The organism is Fischerella muscicola PCC 7414 (assembly GCF_000317205.1).
Classification (GTDB): domain Bacteria; phylum Cyanobacteriota; class Cyanobacteriia; order Cyanobacteriales; family Nostocaceae; genus Fischerella; species Fischerella muscicola.
In genome coordinates this window covers 21,358-42,305 of sequence record NZ_AJLK01000153.1, presented here as the reverse complement: position 1 = coordinate 42,305, position 20,948 = coordinate 21,358, and the positions used below count along the sequence as shown (strand labels likewise).

The window sequence follows — 20,948 nt, the reverse complement described above, 5'->3', positions numbered from 1 at the left end:
ATTTACAAGCACTTTTAACATTATAGCCACTGTAAATCCAATTAGTTGGGTGTATCACCACAAGTTTGAAGAAAATTAGCTAAAAATCAAAGGAGTTACAGCGATGAAGAAAACGTATAGTACGCCAATGCTGATTGCACACGGTAGTGTCGAAGATATCACACAGGCATTTGGTAACAAACAATTGACTGATTTTCTGTTTTTTAACGGTTCAAACATTCCAGATACAGATGGAACAGATGACGGTGGTACACCTGCTCAAGGATCTATAGACGGGATCATTCATCCTGTACAGAAGTAGAGTTTGAGCTAACTAGGCCACTGATTCATTCAAATCTTGATTATCACCGCCTGAATTAAGACAGGCACAGCTAACAAAAAGCTGATTACTTCTACAAGCAGGTGATGCTCTAAGTTTTACTTCTTGTAGAAGCAGGTGATCATATTAAGTTCTACTTCTTGGCAGGTTGTAGCTTAGGGATTATGGTACATATCGCTCTCGACAATACCGTAAATCCAACCTCTTGGCAGGTTGTGGTTATAGATACGACAGTTCTATGACCACTAAGCTACACCGTAAGTCCAAGTCTGGGGCACTACCTTTTACTTGTAGCAAAAACTATCTACACTCACAAATTAGGAGACACATGATGAAGAAAGCGTACAGCGTTCCTAAACTAACCGTTTACGGTGATGTTGCTGAAATTACACAAATTCTTGGTAGTTCCAGCAGGATAGATTTTCTCTTTTTCAATGGCAATTCTATATCTGGCGGTGATGATATCGGTTCGCGAGATATAAACTGCACTAGCAATGGCAATCGATTAAATTGCAAAGTCAAGTAGTTTTACCAGCAAAATCTTGGAAATCAAGCAGTAAAAACTATTTGAGCAAATGCAGGCGCAAATAACATCAAATTTGGTTTTTCTTGTTAAGCAATTAAGCTGAACTAATGTAGAAAAACATAATTTTTGCTGTTGCAGTTAATAGATAGCTCACTGAGAGCAAATTTTTTCCTTTTTAGGAAAAAGCACAATTTTGTAGGTTGGTTGAGGTTGCAAAACCCAACCATTTTTGATTGGGTTTGAATACCGTTAACTTCAACCTACTACATCTTTATTATCTAGGAGTGTAATTGCTCAGATACATATGCTTGGTAAGTTTGTATTAAATCTCTTTTATGATTGCATTCGATAAAACCAATGAAATTTTTCAAAGTCTATAACTTGTGCATTGCTTCTGAATTTACACTTCCCGAACTGATTGAAACTGAAGGTGAGCCAGATGTAATTGTGCGGTTTGGCAAAATAGATGATGTAACTGCAATACAACATGATGGCGGTAAAAATTTCGTTGGAGAAATACCAGAAGTAGGTAAGTGTTTTATTCAAGACGGACGGGAAATCGTTATCAATCCTTTACCGAACGTGGATGAAGCTTTGCTTCGCACTGTACTTTTAGGCCCCATGTTGTGTGTACTTCTGCGACAAAGGGGCTTGTTAGTTCTACATGCTAGTTGTATTCGCATCAATCACAAATGTGTGGCATTTATGGGTGGTTCTGGATGGGGCAAGTCTACTTTGGCAGCCGCTTTTCATCAAAAAGGCTACAATGTTTTAACTGATGATGTTATGCCCATCGAAATTACAGCAGGGCAAGTGTTGGTATTACCTGCTTATCCTCAATTTAAAGTGTTTCCAGAAGCTTTAATTTCTTTAGGACACGAGACCAAAAATTTATCGCCAATTTACCAAAATGCATCAAAACTATCCTACAAATTTGCTCATGGTTTTCAGCAAACTCCGCTCCCGCTACAACGGATTTACGTTTTAGATAAAGGAAGTGAACATTTGATTACCAAAATGTTACCCCAAGCAGCATTTGTAGAATTGGTACGTCATACTCGTGCTATTAATTTACTAACAGAAAAAGAATTCATTGCTAGCCATTTACGTCTTTGTAGCGAGTTAATTAAAAGTGTGAGTTTCTGTCGTTTTACTCGCAAACCTTCCTTGGAAGATTTACCAAATTTAGTGAAGTTAGTTGAGGATGATATTGCCCTGCTGACAGCACAACATGATAGTAGTAATACTAATAGTCTTAAAACTTCCTCTGATTATTCGTTAGCTACCAAATCTTGAATTCACAGGGTATTGATATCTTGAAGAGCAAATTTCGTAGTGCAAACACTATACTAGGTCATTTACGTAAAACTCTAAGTCTTGTCTGGGCGGCCTCTCACTACTGGACTTTAGCTTGGATGGTAATGTTATTAGTGCAAGGATTACTTCCAGCTATTTCCATTACTTTCACTCGTCAGGTAGTTGATAATTTAGTAGTAGTTGCCGGACATGGTATCTCTGCGGCAAGCGTTCAGAAGATTTTGATTCCAGTAGCATTGATGGCGGGTATCATGCTGTTGGGAGAGTTTTTAAATAGTTCTGGTGAATGGATTCGCACTGCTCAATCAGAATTAGTAAATGACCATATCACAGCTTTGATTCATAACCAGTCAGTGGCAGTAGATTATGGTTTTTATGAATATTCAGAATATAATGACAAACTTAATCGCGCCCGAGAAGGAGCAAGTGGGCGATCGCTAGCATTATTAGAAAGCATTGGTAGTTTGCTGCAAAACAGTGTCACATTGTTTGCGATGGCAACAATCTTAATTCCTTATGGTCTTTGGCTACCGACAATTTTAATTATCAGTGCTTTTCCTGCGTTCTACGTATTAATGTATCTCAGCAAAATTCAATATCAATGGTCACAGCGGACAACAACTGACCGTCGCTGGCTGATGTATTATGACTATCTGCTAACAAACAGTTCCACAGCCGCAGAAGTACGATTATTTGACTTTGCTAATCATTTCCAGTCTTCTTATCAGATTCTGCGCCGGCGACTTATGAAAGAACAATTCCATTTATTAAAACTGCAAACTTTAGGTCGCTTTGTTGCTGCCATCATTGCACTGACAATTACTGGCGGGGCCCTAGCTTGGATGGGGCGGCAAGTATTATTAGGTATTCTAACATTAGGAGATTTAGCTCTATTTTTTCAGGTATTTAATCAGGGGCAAAGTATTGTTAAAGAATCATTAAGTAATATTGGAAAAATTTATCGTAATAGCTTATTTGTTGGTAACTTATTTGAGTTTTTACAAATCCAGCCCAAAATAGTAGACCCAGAAAATCCAGTTACTGTACCTATAAAACCTCAGAAAGAAATTCGATTTCGACAGGTTACTTTCCGCTACCCTGGTGCTACAGAAGCTGTATTAGAGAATTTTAACTTGACGATTCCAGCTGGTAAAGTTGTAGCGATCGTTGGTGACAATGGCGCAGGCAAAAGTACGCTAATTAAGCTTTTGTGTCGCTTTTATGATCCAGATTCGGGAAGGATTGAATTAGATGGCATAGACTTGCGTGACTTTGCTGTCAAAGAATTCCGTAGATTAATTACTGTTTTGTTCCAATCTCCAATTCCCTACTACACCACAGCAGGTGACAATATTGCTTTGGGAGATATCACAGCACAATCAAACCAGGCAGAGATTGAATCGGCAGCTAAAGCATCTGGTATTCACGATAAAATTATGCGCTTACCTTTGGGTTACAACACGATGCTGGGTAAATTGTTTCCTGATGGAACCGATTTAAGTGGGGGTCAGTGGCAGCGTTTAGCGCTAGCACGAGCATTTTTTAGACGCGCTCAAATCATTATTTTAGATGAACCAACAAGTGCTATGGATCCCTGGGCTGAATACGATTGGTTAGAACGTTTCCGTACCCTAGCAGAAGGTCGTACTGCTGTTGTGATTACTCACCGTTTCACTCTTGCTATGCAAGCAGACATAATTCACGTAATGCGTGCTGGTCGGATTGTAGAGTCAGGAAATCATGGCGAATTATTAGCTTTGGGTGGACTTTATGCTGAGTCTTGGAAAGCACAAATGGAGTCCACTCCAAGTCAGAAAGTTAAAAATGGGATTGCTTAGGCAGAAGGGCGATAAATCATAGACTTCTAAAAAGTGAAGAAAACAAATGCAAACTCTAGCAAAGTTAAATACCAAGATTTTAAATGTCAATGTTCGTCCTGAAATGCAGCTACTTCTTTGTTGTGCTTCTACTAAAATAGATGCTGCCAAAACCGAACAAATAAAAAGTTTGGTTCAACGAACAGATTTAGACTGGCAAGAGATCACCAGTAGTGCATGGAAACATGGTTTGATACCACTTTTGTATACTAATATAAATGCGATCGCATCAGATACTGTTCCTCAAGATGTTCTCGAGCAACTTCGCAAGCTTTTCTACACAAATGCTCAACGCAGTTTACAATTGACCGGGGAACTTGTACAACTCCTACGCCTATTGCAAGAAAATGGAATTTTGGCTGTTCCTTATAAAGGTCCTGTTTTAGCAAACTTATTATATGGAAATATCGCACTGCGCCAGTTCTGCGATTTAGATATATTAGTACAACCACAAGATGTTTTAAAATTTAAAGATTTACTAATTTCTCAAGGATATAGACCAAAAATTGAATTAACAAAAACAGAAGAAGCCGCTTACCTAAAAGACAAAAGTAAGCATACTTATAACTTTATTCATGATAGCAAGCGAATAATGCTGGAGGTTCATTGGCGAATTACACCCCGATACACATCTTCAATAGAAGTCAAGTATATTTGGAAACATCTTCTATCATCTAGCTTTGGTGGCATGGAAATCTATAGTTTCTCACCAGAAAATTGGTTACTATTACTGAGTACACACGCATCTCGACATCGTTGGGAAAAACTGAGTTGGTTGGCTGATATTGCAGAATTAATCGGACGGAATCCAGAAATTAATTGGCAAATGTTAATTCAACAAGCTAGCGAGTTTGATTGTAGGCGAATGGTTTTTATTGGTCTTTTCTTAACTTATAACATTATAGGCATTACTCTACCAAATGAGGTTTTACAAGCCATAGAAGCTGACCCAGAAGTTGTTTCCCTCTCTTCAAGTATATGTCAGCAACTATTAACTAGAAATACTGATTCTCATAGATTTATGCAAAATACTTTTTACCAAATTAGGGTGAGAGAAGGCTTGCAGAACAAACTTCTGTATTTTGAATTATTTCTGCGTTGGTTAATGAGAGATAAAAATGTTTTACTAGATGAATAATAGAATTTTTGGGAAAATTAGATTTTAAATGATTGTGCTTACCAGATGTACAGATACAAACGTAAATGCAAATCTGTGTACATATGTTTTTATATGCAGTTGAATTTTTAGGAAATAAACTTTTGCACAAGGTTTATTCTCATGAGAACCCTAACAAGAATGTACCGCTACATGCGATTCTTATTTCTTTACTTACCGAATTTCGGCTAATTCAAGCACCCGAAAAAGCGAGTTTAAATTAATCAAAATATTATCATTATTGGCATAGGGATCAATCGGCTCAGGTGGTACTTCTCCTTCACCGAGAAGATAGTAATAGTCCAGTCCTACCTGATTACTTAAAGACCAATACATGAAATTAACTGCCTTAGGTGACAGCAATTCAATGACTTTTGTACCTGGTTGGCAAAAGACAATGTTAGTTAACCCGGCCCCATGAGGTGCAATTACTACTTCAGCCGCCGCCATCAATTCAATTTGTTCTGCAACTGACAGGGTTTCTAAGGAAAGATTGCGAAATCCCATACCACTTAAAAAGTCAATAACTTCTGATTCATTCTCTACTTTGCGGTGAACGACCTGTGTGCGATTTAAGTAGAGACGAAGTGTCTGTTTATTTTGTTTTGTTTTGTCACCGAGAAAATTTTCCCTCAAAAAATCGCAAGCCCACTTAGGCATATGACTAGTTTCTCCAACTAAAGCAGGAACTACAAGTTGTTCAGCTTCAATGTGTGGATTCCAATGATTTTCAATTATTTTGCTACGGGGGATACCTAAAGTATTTAATGTTTCAATCTGAAATCGTGAGATATATCTATTAACTAAAAACTTATCAATCTCTTCAAATGCAATCTCTGCTTTTTGTAATAATGCTAAGCGTGGCAAGATATCAAAGAGCCAGTGATAGTAGCCTGTTCCCCCAGCAGATGAGAGAACTGCTACACTTCCCGATATTTTTTGGACAGGCGGCAGTTTTTCCTGGAAGAAAATGGGATGCTTGGCTGAATCGAGAATGTATTCTCCTTTGCCTATGACTTTTGAAACTTCTGCTAGAAGTTGATTGTCGGGTGTAATGACATTACCATCACCCCAAACTCTGCCATTAGGGATGGTAGCAACAAATGCATCTGGCAGTTGCCGTTGTTGGTTAATCCGAAATTTCCAATGTATGTTTGCATCAATGGTTTTTGGTAACGCTCTAGTAACTGTGTGACTAGGGTAGATGACTTGATAGTTAGCTGGCTTTTGGTTTGTGGCACTAGGGTAGGTATTTACCCAATCTTGAACTGACTGGCAAATTCCGCTTGGTGGAGGTAAAAATTTGGAACGATTAGATAAACTACGTATCCAGACAGCAAACTTTGATAGGAATTGCCAAATTGGCATCACCAAATTTTTTAGCCTGTGATCGCGTTTGATGATTGCATAGAGTTGAGGTGTGATTTGATCGAGAATTTGCATAGAAAAATATTTAAGTAAGTCGGCACAAACTCGTTAGGGTGGTCATTGGTCATTTGTCAAACTAAAGATCGCTTGGCAATCTGCACCTCATGCCATCGCAGACCAATCAAACAAGCCACACAAAGCATATATCCAGGTTCTTCCATCTGAGTGAAAATAAAACCAAAAATCATCACAGTCAGCATCTGGAATTTAGAATAGTCATCCAAACAAAGCCGACGCCATACAATAGAAGCAAGATATATATAAGCTCCCAAACCTAGAAATCCCAAATCTCCCCAAATCCCTGCCCAACCCCAAAATGGAGCAAAAAAGCTAGAGTCTAACCAAGACAGTTCACTCCAAGCATCCCAAACAGCCTGACTGGCGGGATGAATGGTAGCACCCAATGGACTTAATAAAGCTGAATAGTCTTTTAACATCCACCCTCCTAATCGTCCAATAGTATGACCCGGTCCAAGACCGAATAACCAATTTAAGGGTGATTTATAAAATGAGGGAATAATTTTCAATGGTTCTGTCTTCAGTTGAGTAGCTAAACCGTCAGGGCCGTAAAGTTCTGGTCTCATCCAAACTTTGAAAGCACTAAAGATTTCTAGATTTTGTAAGCACCAATTCAGAGCATAACCAATTAAGATTGCGGCTATTAAATACTGTATGGTTGCTTTAATATCGTTTAATTTAATAAATATCAATAGTACCCAGGCCATAAGCCATACGAGCAGTACCTGTTTGGCATCCGCAATTAAAAGGTGATAAAAAGCAGCAAAGAAAACAGAAATTCGCAGCCACATAGGAGCAGTCTTGGCACTGACGAAATAATATAGACCAAATGCCATAGACACAGAAACACCCACAACATGACCAGAACCTGAGACAAAAAACACTCCTTGGATACTGTCTGGTCCTGCTATAACGATACGTGCAGGTAAAGGTCTGCCAATACTGAGAAGAAAATACTGAAGAAAAGCCAAAAATAGGTGTACAAAGGCAAACCTTAATATCCAGGTTCTAATTCGTTTGAGAGTTTCAGGAGAATTAGTAATACAAGTTATTGCCAGTAGCAGTAAAAAAGGCTCACCAAGCAACATCAATGAGAGAAAAACGTTAATCACTCCAGCCCGATTAAGAAGGGCACTAGCAGTCATGACTGCTAGTAAGATGAAAAGAGCAACTATGAGAGTTTGAGAAAGAGAAATTTGCTTTTTATCTTTAATTTTTGTTTTTATTATGATAATGCCGCAAGCCAGTGGAACTATGAAAAAGTGAAAAAAATTGATAAATGAGGGAAAACCTAAAGAATAGAGAATCCGGGGGAAAAAAGCGGTAGCAAATGCAAATGGTATGAGTAAAGAATTTTTAATGTACGCTGCTTTTTTTCTATAAATTCCTATCCCGGCGTTCATCTATCCCCCTAAGTTTTGATTTGATGATTCAATGATGTCGTAATTTATTATTCGGAACAAGTTTTTGCATCTTAGTATAAATTTCCATTAGTTTTTGATAATTTTGCTCTGCGGTGTATTTAGCTTCAAACTCTGCCCGTGCTTCTTGGCGCATGTAAGCAAGCTTTACTGGGTTTGCTAACATCCACTCTACTTTAGCTATTAAGTCATCTGGATCACCTGGACGGAAATGCAGGCCAGTTCGACCGGAATCTACTAACTCTGCGATCGCACCGATATTGGCAGCAATGACTGGAGTTCCTTTCGCAAAGGCCTCAACTGCAACGCGACCAAAAGTTTCATACCACTTTGAGGGAAAAACCAAAAACCTCGCTTCTCCCATTAGATCATGCACTTGTGACATTGGTTTGCGTCCCAGCCATTCCACACTAGAATGCCGTTTTGCAGCTTCTACTACTTGGTCAGCTAAAGGGCCATCACCTACAATGAAGAGAGGAATTTGTGGACCGAGATGTTCCCAAGCTTTTAAGAGGGTATCTATACCCTTTTCTACAGAAAGTCTACCTACATAAAGGGCGTAGCCACCACTGCCGTTGCCAACAGCAGGTTCGGGACTAACAAAGTTTGGTTTGACCACAATTTTCTCTGCTGGCAGACCACCAGCAATAAATTTCTGTCGGGCAAACTCAGTCAGGGCAATGTATAAATCTACCATTTTTGTCCAGGTATTTATTGCCCGATGCACCGCCAGCATCGTTGCTACACCTCCACTGGCAATTTGACTATTGCGGTAACAACCATGCAACACTCCCGGATAGGGAATAAATTGCCCCAAGCAGTCTTCACAAATATTTCCATTACGGAAAAATAAAGCGTTAGGACACAAAAGACGGTAATTGTGTAAGGTCTGGACTACAGGTACTCCTTCTGCTTTTGCTGCATAGTATACTGACGGAGAAATTAGGGGAAAAAAGTTCTGTACATGCACCACATCATAAGGTTGTTCTTTTAATAGATGCTTGACTGTTTGATAAGTTTCCCGAGACCAAATTGTTTTCGTAACCTTGCTGAAGTTACTCAATGCCGCCATCCGATCATTGTTTTCCTCATGTACTTCAACATGATGTCCTCTCTCGCGTAAGAGTCTTACTTCAGCTTCATGACACTCATCCTCCCCTCCTCGAATCTGATAGTAGTTATGAATAGTTAAGATATGCATTATCTAAGTACCAAACATATATTTAGCAATAAATTTATTTTTGAGCATGAGATATACAGTGAGCCAGCTTAATAAAAAGCTGCAAATAGAAATCCTTAGCAGGGAAAATATCGTTATTTTTGTCAGCAAAATTGGCAGGTATTTTTCTATTATTATTTGAAATATATTTATAAATATTGTATGGATTAAGTAAATACCAAAGGAACAAAATCCTAAACTATTAATTAGATTATTATTTTTTAAATACTGTGATAAATAAATACCCAAAATTAGTAGTGAATAGCCTAAGAATAATTCCTGTACGGCAATAGGTAAAAATAGTTTACCATAACTACAAACAACAATAAAAAAAACAAAAAAAGAGAGAGTTATAAAGTTAACATGCTTAGTATATTCTTTTCTGGAAATTAATGGCTGAAGAACCATTGCAATAAAAAGGTATGGAAGACATCTGATGAGAAATGCTATTTGAACAAATATGATTCTCCAGGGAGGAATTTCATTCGCATTAGGTGCTATTAATTTAACTATATTTTGAAAAGCGACGTTAGGACCCAACTGAAAATCATTTCCAGACACTAAAAATAAATTGTAGATAAACATACTGACAATACTCAAAAAAGCTAATACAATAACTCGAGTATGCCGCTTAACTAAATACTCTGCAATTAACAATGAACAAGTACCTACTATCAAAATAGGTAAGTAGTATAATTGCAGCGATGCTCCTCCAAAAAAAATAATTGAAACTGGGTCTAAAAATAAGTCTTTAATTTTATCTGGTTGTTTGCTAATGTTAAACATCAGTATTTTAGAAAAGAAATAAAATATAGTCCAGATAATGTATGGCATGATAATACGCTGGAATCTCTGCTTCCAGAAATCAACAGTCAATCCTGTATATACTTTGCCCATTGAGAAATAAAAAGATGTAGCTAGGAAAAAGGGAACTGCAAAATAAAAGAAGCTTCTAAATTCTGATGCTAAAGGACTGATATAACCCCAACTTTGATCACCAGAATGTAATAAAACAACAGCATACGCTGCAATTCCTCGACATAGGTCTACACCCACCAATCTTGTTTTTTGCATATTCTCTGTTTATAAAAATACTGTCAATGTATTGATAAACTTCATCAAAGTAAACTGTTCTCGCAGTCTTACTTAGCTTTTCACTTAGCAATACGTTATTATACCTCTATTATCTCTCTCTATAGAAAATAATCTTGAAATTTTGTTTGCACTTAACTTTCGCAACTAACGAAGTTTAAATAATAAAGTAGAAATGTGTTAGCAAAGTTCTTCCCTTTGGGAGAATTGTACAAATTACAATCAAGATATTTTCTGAGGTTTTGAGTAGGGTTAGTATTTTTATTTCTCCAGAGTCATACAAGAAGATTAGTTTGAGTGAAGCAAAATCGGCTTAGGCTGATTATTATTTGGTGCTGCAATTTCCTCATAAAGTTGAGCCAAAGCTAAACCCATTACTTCTCGGTCAAATACTTCTCTGACTCTGGTTTGTGCTGCTGTGCCCATGTGGATTCTCAGTTCTGAGTCTTCTGCTAAGCGGGTCATTGCTAGAGCTAAATCCTCTACTGCTTGTTGGGGTGTATGGGCAGAAACTTTAAAACCAGTTTCAGATGTAACCTGGACTGCGGGTCCTCCTAAATCAAGGCACAGTACCGGACGGCCTGCTGCCATAGCTTCCAGACAAACCCAACCACCAGAGTCATGGAGGCTGGGATGAACCAGTGCGATACACTTACTTAATTTTTCTAAGCTTTGCTCTCTTGGTAGCCTACCCCAAAATTTCACCTTTTCTGCAACTCCTAGTTCTTCAGCCAGATTTTGCAGCCTTTGGCGTTCAGGTCCATCGCCTAAAATCCAGTACTCGGAATTTGGCAGATTAGCTTTAGCAAAGGCACGTATTCCCAGGTGAAAACCTTTCCAATGTAGTAGCCTACCCATACTAATAAACCTAACGGTAGAGTCGGTGGGCATTGAACATTGAGCAAGACTAAGAATTTCTTCCTTGGGTAAACCTGATTCGCAAATCACCTCTACCTGATTGACACCCATTTTGCGAATGCGCTTAGCTGTATCCTCTGTTGTAGCTCTAACTATGGCACTTTTTTTGGCAGTCATGTGGACAAATGGATCAAGTTCACCTAGCCAACGAACCAAGCTGCGTGCAGTTTCGTAAGCTTTGGCACGCCAACAAAAATCTTGCCAAAAGGCTTTTGGTGCAGATTCTCCGCCACCAACCGGACCCCAAATAAAAGGAACAGGTAACAACGAAAGGAAACTAGGATTGGAATATTTCACAAAAGTAACATGGTGAATCGCATCAAAGCCAATCTGACCATGCAGGCGACGGGCAACAAAATATGCTTGAATTTGCCAAAGATAGTAGTGAATTTGCATCGCCCCTGATTGGTTCCAACGCCAGAGGCTACCCAAGATGGGTAAATTGAAATACACAAAGTGCAAGTTAGGGACTGGATTGCGAGCTAATTCTGCTTCAATAATGTCACCACTTTCATCAGGTCTAGTTAATACCCAGACCTCATGGTACTTAGCAACTTCTCGCGCTACGTTCCAGCCCACACCAGGTTCAGAACCCCTGCCTGGTTCACAGGAGTAGGCTGATATCAGAATTTTCATAGTCTAAATACCTCTTGGACATGGTTAGATAAATAACACTAAATTTAGAGATAAATATACTTAATATAATTATTTGTTCCAAATAATTTCTCTAACTAAATTTCAGCCATTTTTTGATTTCTTTTAGTTGAAAGTTTTTATTCATACATAATGATCTTCTGCCTTCTGCCCTCTGCTGTTCTTTGTAGTAATTCCTCATATTTTTGAGCAATTTGCTCTGCGGTTTTTTCCCAGGTAAATGATTTTACTCTCGCTAAACCTTTTTCAGCTAATTTTTGATAAGATATAGGGTCACTGTAGAGATGACACACTGCTTGTGCTATTTCCTCAGCATTGTTTGGGTCAACCAGAACTCCTGCATCTCCTACTACTTCGGGCATAGCTGACACATTTGAGGTAATCACTGGTGTTTTACACGCCATTGCTTCTAGGATTGTGATTCCAAATCCCTCATGGAATGAGGGCGCTATTAACATATCAGCAGCATTATAAATTTTGACTAAAGTTTGTTTATCTGGTTTTCCGAGATAGGTAACATATTCTTCAAGTCCGTGAGTTTGGATAAATTTTTGATTATCATCTGTAAGTGGCGAACCTGCTTTCCAAAAATGTATAGGTAGCCCTTTTTCTTTTAATATTTTTATGACTTTAAGAATAGTAGAAATATTTTTACGTGGATGGTCATTCCCGACATTAAGCAGACAAAATGTTTCTGATGAAACCCCATGTTTTTGACGAAAGCAATCATACTGATTTTCTGGTAACGGCTGAAATATAGGCTCAACAGCGTTAGGAATTACACTAATACGTTTTGGCTCAATATTTAGTATTTTATTTGTATCTTTGGCTGTTACAGAGGAAACAGTAATAATGTGGTCGGCGTGCTGCATAGCTTGCACGGAGCGCAGCCAAAGGTTACTACTAACGATAGGTACTTGCACTGCACCATGGAGATTATCTTGATAGAAATAGTTAATTAAATCGTGACAAGTAACTACTATAGGTTTGTTCTGATTTTTTAACCAATTAACAATATGACCTTCGCTATGGTCAATGATATGAAATATGTCTGCTGTTTGAGATTTGACAAAATTAGGGAAGCGCCAGAAACGCTCATAGTATTTTCTAGCTCTGAGAAATAAAGAGGGGTTATTTCTATCTATGGGATGAGGTGCTAGTTCAACTATTTCCCAATCGGGTCGAACTTTCTTTAGTCCTGAAATGACACCATCGGCATAAACATCCATACTAAAATTGGGCATTGAACGCACAATCGCTACACGCATTGTTACCTCATTTGTGCATTACAGAACTTTACTAAAAGTTGAACTGAAGGGTTGATCATAATTAGCTATCTGCGCTCAAGGCATACTCTTGTGTTTTCTGATTCAGAACTATGTTCCAAAGCTTAATTAAGCGTTCGGCAATTCGTTCGTGGGTATAATTTTGAGCTACTCTGGTCATGCAGTAGCATCCTAGCTCTTGCCTCCAGCTTGGTTCAGTGATCATTCGTTCTAGGATAGCTGCTAAAGCTGGTGCATCTCCTTCTGGAAAAACTAAATCAGTACGCCCAATCACGTTAGGAATTTCTCCACTGTTAGAGCCGACTACCGGAACTCCCATAGCCATTGCTTCTATAAGTACATGTCCAAATTGCTCTTTCCAAGTATCTGTGGTGCGTGAGGGCAGAACCAATACGTCAAAGTTGCTAATTTCTTCAGGCGCTTGGTTGTGGCGCACTGACCCCCGCCAGATTACTAAATCAGCTATTTGCTGCTGGTGAGCCTCTTGTTGTAGCGCTTCTTCGTGGGAACCTGAACCACAAAGAATAACCTGAAAGTTAAGTCCACGTTCTCGGAGTAAGTGAGCAGCTGCCAAGATGGTGTCAATACCTTTTTCTGGTACTAATCTTCCTAGAAAACCGATGCGAAACTCTTCATTTTTGCGTTCCTGGGATAATCGCGGACTGAATAAATGAGTATCTACTCCCATTTGTGGCATGACTTCCATCAATCCGGTGTAACCCCAGCGCTGGAGTAAATCAGCTCCGTCTTGATTGCCAGGAAGCATGAGTTGGGCTGTATTCAAGACAAATTGACGCACCCAACGACGTAGCATTGGTAAGCTTCTATTCATGTTCTCCCAACCAAATACCACTAGTGGCTTACCTGTAAGTCGACTCCAAACTGCAAGTTCTAAGGCACAAATAGAGAATACTTCTTCCTCAACTTGTACCAAATCAGGTTTAAAGTCATTCACTACTTGCCAGATTTTCCAAGGTGCATAGATGTAAGCGCCACCTCTACCTGTAAACAACACGGGTGCTGTATAAACTTTAATTGTGGGGTAGGGTGTTTCTACTGCAAACAGGCGATTCCACTCCAGAGCTTTCCAATTACTGGGAGTTAGCAAGCCTACTTCTACTTTGCCAGTTTCTGCGATCGCATTCAACTTTCCCTGATTCACACCTACTACATAGGTGTGACTGATAAAAAGTACGCGTAGGTGTGAGTTCGCCATGAATTTGTTGTTTTATACAATACTACGGCTACATATAGCTGAAAATTGTTTCGGCATACTTTTCAGCAGAGTGTTGTCGGGCAAACTTTCTAGCACTAATCGAATCGAAAAATTTTTCTGGCGACTCCTGCAAAAACCGAGTTAAACCTTGGGCGATTTCACTTACCACTGCCGAATTTACACTTAGACCTAATTTGTAGTGGCGTGTCCACTCACCCATCAGTCCGTAATCACTACATAAAACAGGTTTTTGAGCAGCAGCAGCCCGAATCAGAGTATTGCTTGTCCCTACATGACGTTGATGGATAGTCAATACCACATCTGATATATGGAAATAGGACTGAATTTCCCTCTCCATCACAAACCGATCGCGAGTGATGACTTGTACTGATTGAAGCTGAGAGAGTTTAATGATTTGAGCTTTTACCTTTGGTTTGTCGGCGCTACTGATACAACCAACTAGCAGCAAACAAAGTTTCTGGCACAGATGTGGCGGTAGCATAGCAATTGCATCTAGAATTTGATGAATGCCTTTGCGCTCATCTATAATGCCAAACATCAGAAATACCAGGCGACCTGGTTCAATTCCTAAATTCGCTTTGAGAGAATTAGCCTGAAATTTGCTATCGGGATAAGTTTGTACTGGGTCGGGTAAGTAGACTACTTGGGTATTGCTGCTAGATTTGTTAAGGTGCTTGACTGAAAACTGATCTAGGCTAAATAGGGTTTTAAGCTGGGGATGGCCCAGAGCTAAGGAAATGTGAACACGTTCTTGCAAATGGCGGATGCGATCTTTTTGCGAAAGAGTAATAGCTTGAAAATCTCCATAGTGAAATCTTGGTCGGAAGTAGATACCAGAAAAAGCACAAGGCAGCTTGCGACGTAACACGACTGATAACTGAAAGGTATCAAAATACATTAACAAGCATTCTGTAGTACCTAGGTTTTTGGCATACCGACTCATTAAACTCCACTCACGCAAAGCACGCATTTTGCGTCGCGCAAAGGTAGACCAGGGACCAAGTTCAGCCTTTTCTTCGGTAGTAATTGGGACAAAACGCAGGCGATCGCTTCTATAACTTGCAGCTAAATCCACTACGTCTTGATGTTGCTTTATAAACTGGGGCATAACTACAATATCCATGTATCCTGGTAAGTCATGTTCACCCCAGTAGCGAATCAAATGTTGGATGAAAGCACCATGATGACCACCACAAGACATATCAAACAGCATGAGCCGACGGCTATTGAGTGCTTTGTGCTGCAACTGTGGCTCTGTTAGCTTATAAGATGTTGTCATCTTTTATCCTCTTGAGCGACTGCTTTGAGCTAAATTGCGCTTGTGGCCATCGCATTTAGCTAACTAAATATATAAAAAGGTTGGTTGGTATTTACTTTCTTGTTTCAAGCTGTCAACGTTTCATTTTTGCATTACACAAAGTAAATGCTAGCTAGAGTTTGTTATTTTGTTTGCATCAACAACTGCCCTTGTGTGTATTGTGTTGTGAGTCTTCGCGCCAGCAGGTTCCTTGCCCAACGTTTTAGTCTACCAGAACCGTAAACGAATTTGAATATAGGGGGAAACAGAGGATCTGGTATATACTCACCCCACTGCAAAAACCACTTTTGATGGGGAGTGCTATTACAGGTATAAAATTGTGGATGATTCACCAGCTGACGATGAAGTTCTTTTGTCTGTGCCTTTGGTAGACCTTTGAGACGGGCAATCAAGTAGCGATCGTGGCAGCATAGTAAGTTGCAGTTCAAATTTGTTAGTCTTTGAGCAACTGCCTCACCATAAACACGTCTTAAAAACTGTTTTTGTTCTTTGTGAATTGCTTCACCAACACTTTGCCCCCTTTCTAGAGTATCTACTGTCAAATTTACCTGACTGGTTGTATTTCCTCCATGAAAGCGAAATTGACTTAATGCTTCTGGAATAGATGCAATCACGGTAATAAATGGTGCTAAAAAGGAGACTAAACTATCTGCATTACGCCGAAACGTTTCATTGAGAGGAAAAATAAATTCAGCGACTTCTCGCCGCACACTTAATGCAGATGCTGGAGGTACATCTTGCGGAAAACCACCATTTTCTAAGGCATGAAGTGCAACCCAACCCGAAGATAAATGCTTAAACATAGGAGTCGGTCTGAGAAAGTTTCCTTGCCCATCAATTTGCATGACGTTGTGAATGACAAAGCCATATTGAGAGTCAGACTTAAAAGCCTCCACAACCTTTTCCAACTTCCTATCCATCCAGACATCATCTGCATCTAGTAAGCAAATGATTTGACCTTGACTCTTCTGGTAGGCTGCATTTAAGGCGCTAGCAACACCACCATTTTGTTTACTGATGAGTTTAATCCTAGAGTCCTTACGAACGTAGTTGGCAATGACGTCACAGGAGTTATCAGTGGAACCGTCATCACAAACAATGATTTCAAAGTTTTGATATGTCTGGGTAAGGACACTTTCTAAAGTCTCACTGATGTATCTGTCATAGTTGTAATTAGCAACTAATACAGAGACTAATGGGTTGTCAAGAAGCCGGGACATTTGAATGGGTTGCAGTTTTTCAGTTTGCAGTTCTTGCATTATCTACTCCTCATATCTTAAATATTTTAGTCTCATGAGTTTTTATAGTAATTCTATGATTTGAAATGCTTGCGACAATAGCAGAAAACTAGTTTACTTTCGCACAGAATTTACAGTTAGTCTTTCCCCAAGTATCGATTTAATAAAGCGTTTGAGCCTACTGGGACCGTATAATTGATAGGATAATATGTTAAAAAGTGGATCTGGCAGATCCCATTGAACTACCCATCTATGAGGCTTAAACCAGCTAAACGTGGTATCGAACTCAGGGTGAGTAATAAGTTGCTGATGTATTTGCTTGCGATCGCTTTTAGATACACCTTTTAGGCGGGCAAGAAAGTAGCACTCATTGACAAACGCTATATTATGCTGCTGACTCTTTAGTCTTTCTGCAATCTCTGCACCATAAATTTTGTTGAGAAACTTTTTCTGCTCCTGATGTACAAGCCTAGCACTATCTTGTGCCTTTTCTATAGATTCTATGCTCAACAACGATGAGTTACTTGTCAGATTTATGCTATGCAAACGAAACTGACTTAGCACTTCTGGTACAGACCCAATTACTGTGATCAATGGTGTCAGACGATAGATAAGACTGTCTGTATTGCGTACCATAGCTTCGTTTAAAGGAAAAATTAAGCTAGTGATTTCACGTCGAAGACTTAGTGCAGAAGCTGGTGGTATTTTATCTACAAATCCACCATTTTCTAGAGCGTATTCTGCCATCCAGCCTGAAGCTAAACCATCCAACATAGGAGTTGATTTTATAAAATTTCCATGCTCATCAATTTGAATCACATTATGAATTACAAAACCGCACTCTGGGTTAGACTTAAACGCCTCTAAAACCTTTTGCAGCTTATTAGGCATCCAAACATCATCTGCATCCAAGATACAAATAATCTGCCCCTGACTTTTTTGATAAGCCGTATTTAAGGCAGCAGCCACTTTCTTGTTCTGTTGGCGAATTAACTTTATTCTCGAATCTTTCTCTACATAAGTTTTGATGACTTCACAAGAGTTATCTGTAGAACCATCATCACAAACAATGATTTCAAAGTTTTGATATGTCTGGCTAAGGACACTTTCTAAAGTCTCGCTGATGTATCTGTCATAGTTGTAGTTAGCAACTAATACAGAGACCAGTGGACTGTCAGGAAGCGGGGACATTTGAATGGGTTGCAGTTTTTCAGTTTGCAGTTCTTGCATTGGCTTTTCTCTTGAATTTAATACTCTATAAATTTTTGTTATTTTGCTTGACTTGATAATACCTCTCTAGCTTCTGCTGGGATTGTCTCTAAAGAAAGTTGAGGATATATTTCTTGCAAATATTCTCTCATCGCAGCTTCTTGAGGTCGAAATGAGAAGTGTCCAGCAAATACGTTGTGGAGGACAATAATGGGTCTAGACAAGTTCATACAATCCTTACATAAATGTGACTCATCTAGCCCAAGGCCACCTTGAGAAAAAGAAGTTCGTAAGCCACCAATTCTTTCCCAAAGTTCCTTTTCAAATAAAATAGCTCCTATACTGAATCGATGCGGTACTGGTGAGTAACTAAAAGGTTGTGCTTTGATGTAACTAGCTATTTCATCAAACGGCAGACTTTTTTTCCACAACCACTTAGCTGCTTCTCCATCAGATTGTGCTTTAATATCACTAGCAGCATGTATAAGTTCGCCGAATTTATCTTTATATTCTTTTTCAGCAGCAATAATTTTTAGAAAATTAATGTAAGAATAACCATTGATATTCAAAATGGGAGCGCAAACTCCAGGATAGTACAAACCTTCTTTCTTAATACGCAAATATCCTTCCTGTAGAGAATCAAAAAATCCCTCAGATATAAAAATATCTTCGTCTAATTTATAAATCCATTTTGCTTGTGGATGGTTAGCTATTGCTAAGTTTTGTACAAGCGCTACTTTGTTGTCTTTTGTATAAAGATATGACCAGCCCAAATTTTCTGCTAATTGTGCTAAGGGAGCAACATACAAGCCAGAAGAAGCTATACACACATCAATATCTGATGGAATAAACTTGGCTATTCTATTTAAAGTTAAAGGCCAAAGAAAATCTTTATAACCAGCAAGTATGACGAGAAGACGCTGACTACCCTTGCTTCTGTCAATGAATTTGTAAGCGCCATTAAAGTTTAACCATGTTATCCATTTCATTAACAAGCTAGTATTACCTTCATGTGTGATAGGTACTTTTGGAAGCCGGGAATATTGGTTCTGAGGCAGTTGTTTTGATTTAGTTTTTGTCATCTTAATTGCTAAGTTCGTCTGGTGTGTAATTGATGAAAAAGACAAATGCTCTATCAAATTAGTTTAGGATTTAGAATAAATCCTAAATAATAGTTGCTATTTCCCTTTCAAACAGACCAAGCGCTCTTAATACAGCTTGATCCATATCGTAGTACTTATAATCTGCAAGCCTTCCTGCAAAAATTACTGTTCCGTTTAATTTCTCTACTTCTTTAAGGTAAAGGTCAAGACGCTCACGATTTTCTTCATTCAGAATGGGATAATAAGGGTCATTTTTCCCTGGTACATAAGCTTGAGGGTATTCCATCACCAAGGTAGTTTTGGGTGAGGTTTGTCCTGACAAATATTTCTGTTCGGTGATCCGGGTGATATCGTAGTCGTTGGGGTAATTGACTGTTCCAACCTCCTGATACCACTCCTGGTCTAATGTCTGAAACTCAAAATGTATACTACGGTATGGCAATTCACCATACATGTAATCAAAGAATGTATCAATCGGGCCAGTGCAAATGATCCGATTGAATTGAACGTCATTGATAATTTCGCGGTAATCTGTGTTGAGAAGTACCTTGATGTTGGGATGAGCTAACATTCGGCGAAACATCTCAGTATAGCCAAGCTTGGGCATGGCTTGGTAGGGGTCTTGAAAATAACGGTTATCCCGACTGATATAGACTGGAACACGTCCTGTGACTCCCCGATCAAGTTCTTCTGGTTTGACTCCCCACTGCTTCATTGTGTAGCGCAGGAAGACATTTTCATAGATGTAATCAGCTAAAAAAGTTAGATCTCCACTAGCACTTTCACGTAGTTTTAAAATGGGTACTTTGACTCCAAAACCAAAGTTTTCTAGAAGCAAGTTTTCTAACTTTTCTGCATATTTTGGTGGGAAAAGAGCATAGAGGGAATTCAAATTAAAAGGGATAGGGACTTTTTTACCTTCTAACACTCCAAGCACATGGTGATAGTAATGTCTCCACTCTGTAAATTGTGAGAGATAATCCCAAACTTTTTTAGATTTGGTGTGAAAAATATGGGGGCCGTATTTATGTACTAAGATGCCATGTTCATTGTAGTAATCGTAGGCATTCCCACCAATGTGATCTCGTCGTTCTACAATTAAGACTCTCTGTGCAAGTTGAGTGGCAATTCTCTCAGCCAGCACACAGGCAGAATATCCAGCCCCTATTATTAACCAATCAAATTTCACAGAATTTCTCCTTGTTTGAGACTAAGAGGTTTTGAACTTTCACACTCAATTAAACTTTGTGTATTTTTTTCAATTTCTAACTCAGTAAAAGTGTTTTCTGCTAAATTTTCTAGTAGAGATTGTAATTTCAGACGATGAATATATGGCCAACCACCTTCCTCCTCAATATTTTTTAAAAGGGTGTAAAGAGCCTGACGATCGCTTGGCAAAGATTCCAGAAATAGGCTATCTCGAATTTCTCGATGTAAACTCTCTAGCAACCGTAGCAATGCAAGTAATGCCAAACTATTGCCCTGGCAATTTTTTGCTTCTGACTGAACTTTCTGTGCAATAGTTTCTAACCTCAAATTGTTTCCTTGTGGTTTCAGCTCTGTATTGATGTACATGCTGTATGCTCTTAAGAACTAAGGTGGGGTAGATTGA

At 38.9% G+C, this 20,948-nt stretch carries 18 protein-coding genes; 5 read left to right on the top strand and 13 right to left on the bottom strand.

The annotated features are described in order from the left end of the window. Positions 1-103 precede the first annotated feature (103 nt). The 5 genes from UYI_RS37155 to UYI_RS0124215 all read left to right on the top strand — a co-directional run bounded on the left by UYI_RS37155 (position 104) and on the right by UYI_RS0124215 (position 5,177). Positions 104-301 (top strand): lasso peptide, encoded by a 198-nt coding sequence (locus tag UYI_RS37155; protein ID WP_026086145.1) that lies wholly within the window; start codon positions 104-106, stop codon positions 299-301. 346 nt (positions 302-647) lie between these two features. Further along, positions 648-845 (top strand): lasso peptide, encoded by a 198-nt coding sequence (locus tag UYI_RS0124230; protein ID WP_235148013.1) that lies wholly within the window; start codon positions 648-650, stop codon positions 843-845. A 357-nt stretch (positions 846-1,202) separates the two neighbouring features. Next, a complete protein-coding gene (locus UYI_RS0124225) occupies positions 1,203-2,141 on the top strand; it encodes a hypothetical protein (RefSeq protein WP_016869268.1) in 939 nt (312 codons plus the stop codon). Next, positions 2,138-4,000, top strand: a complete 1,863-nt coding sequence (locus UYI_RS0124220) for an ABC transporter ATP-binding protein (RefSeq protein ID WP_016869267.1) — start codon at positions 2,138-2,140, stop codon at positions 3,998-4,000. The genes UYI_RS0124225 and UYI_RS0124220 overlap by 4 nt, the downstream gene beginning before the upstream one ends. Before the next feature lie 46 nt (positions 4,001-4,046). After that, entirely contained in the window at positions 4,047-5,177 is a 1,131-nt protein-coding gene (locus tag UYI_RS0124215; RefSeq protein WP_016869266.1) for a nucleotidyltransferase domain-containing protein, read from the top strand. Between the two features lie 192 nt (positions 5,178-5,369). Here UYI_RS0124215 and UYI_RS0124210 read toward each other — a convergent pair whose 3' ends face one another. The 13 genes from UYI_RS0124210 to UYI_RS0124150 all read right to left on the bottom strand — a co-directional run bounded on the left by UYI_RS0124210 (position 5,370) and on the right by UYI_RS0124150 (position 20,911). After that, positions 5,370-6,638 (bottom strand): glycosyltransferase family 61 protein, encoded by a 1,269-nt coding sequence (locus UYI_RS0124210; protein ID WP_016869265.1) that lies wholly within the window; start codon positions 6,636-6,638, stop codon positions 5,370-5,372. A gap of 56 nt (positions 6,639-6,694) precedes the next feature. Then, positions 6,695-8,044 carry a hypothetical protein gene (locus UYI_RS0124205; RefSeq protein WP_016869264.1) on the bottom strand — a complete coding sequence of 450 codons (1,350 nt, stop codon included), beginning with the start codon at positions 8,042-8,044 and terminating at the stop codon, positions 6,695-6,697. Between the two features lie 28 nt (positions 8,045-8,072). Continuing rightward, entirely contained in the window at positions 8,073-9,263 is a 1,191-nt protein-coding gene (locus UYI_RS0124200) for a glycosyltransferase family 4 protein (RefSeq protein WP_016869263.1), read from the bottom strand. A gap of 3 nt (positions 9,264-9,266) precedes the next feature. Further along, a complete protein-coding gene (locus tag UYI_RS0124195; RefSeq protein WP_016869262.1) occupies positions 9,267-10,355 on the bottom strand; it encodes an acyltransferase family protein in 1,089 nt (362 codons plus the stop codon). Positions 10,356-10,661: 306 nt separating this feature from the next. Next, positions 10,662-11,927 (bottom strand): glycosyltransferase family 4 protein, encoded by a 1,266-nt coding sequence (locus UYI_RS0124190; RefSeq protein ID WP_016869261.1) that lies wholly within the window; start codon positions 11,925-11,927, stop codon positions 10,662-10,664. Positions 11,928-12,064: 137 nt separating this feature from the next. Next, positions 12,065-13,213 (bottom strand): glycosyltransferase family 4 protein, encoded by a 1,149-nt coding sequence (locus UYI_RS0124185; protein ID WP_016869260.1) that lies wholly within the window; start codon positions 13,211-13,213, stop codon positions 12,065-12,067. Between the two features lie 61 nt (positions 13,214-13,274). Beyond that, on the bottom strand, positions 13,275-14,447 hold the full coding sequence (locus tag UYI_RS0124180; protein ID WP_016869259.1) for a glycosyltransferase: 1,173 nt from the start codon (positions 14,445-14,447) through the stop codon (positions 13,275-13,277). A 28-nt stretch (positions 14,448-14,475) separates the two neighbouring features. Then, positions 14,476-15,747 (bottom strand): glycosyltransferase, encoded by a 1,272-nt coding sequence (locus UYI_RS0124175; protein WP_016869258.1) that lies wholly within the window; start codon positions 15,745-15,747, stop codon positions 14,476-14,478. A gap of 161 nt (positions 15,748-15,908) precedes the next feature. Continuing rightward, positions 15,909-17,045 (bottom strand): glycosyltransferase family 2 protein, encoded by a 1,137-nt coding sequence (locus tag UYI_RS0124170; RefSeq protein ID WP_016869257.1) that lies wholly within the window; start codon positions 17,043-17,045, stop codon positions 15,909-15,911. A 93-nt stretch (positions 17,046-17,138) separates the two neighbouring features. After that, the gene (locus tag UYI_RS0124165; protein WP_016869256.1) at positions 17,139-18,254 is read right to left on the bottom strand and encodes a glycosyltransferase family 2 protein; all 1,116 of its coding nucleotides are present in this window, start codon (positions 18,252-18,254) and stop codon (positions 17,139-17,141) included. Positions 18,255-18,292: 38 nt separating this feature from the next. Next, positions 18,293-19,315, bottom strand: a complete 1,023-nt coding sequence (locus tag UYI_RS0124160; protein WP_016869255.1) for a hypothetical protein — start codon at positions 19,313-19,315, stop codon at positions 18,293-18,295. An 82-nt stretch (positions 19,316-19,397) separates the two neighbouring features. After that, positions 19,398-20,525 carry a UDP-galactopyranose mutase gene (gene glf / locus UYI_RS0124155; RefSeq protein WP_016869254.1) on the bottom strand — a complete coding sequence of 376 codons (1,128 nt, stop codon included), beginning with the start codon at positions 20,523-20,525 and terminating at the stop codon, positions 19,398-19,400. Continuing rightward, the gene (locus UYI_RS0124150; protein ID WP_016869253.1) at positions 20,522-20,911 is read right to left on the bottom strand and encodes a hypothetical protein; all 390 of its coding nucleotides are present in this window, start codon (positions 20,909-20,911) and stop codon (positions 20,522-20,524) included. Before UYI_RS0124150 ends, glf begins: the two co-directional genes overlap by 4 nt. Between the last annotated feature and the right edge of the window lie 37 nt (positions 20,912-20,948).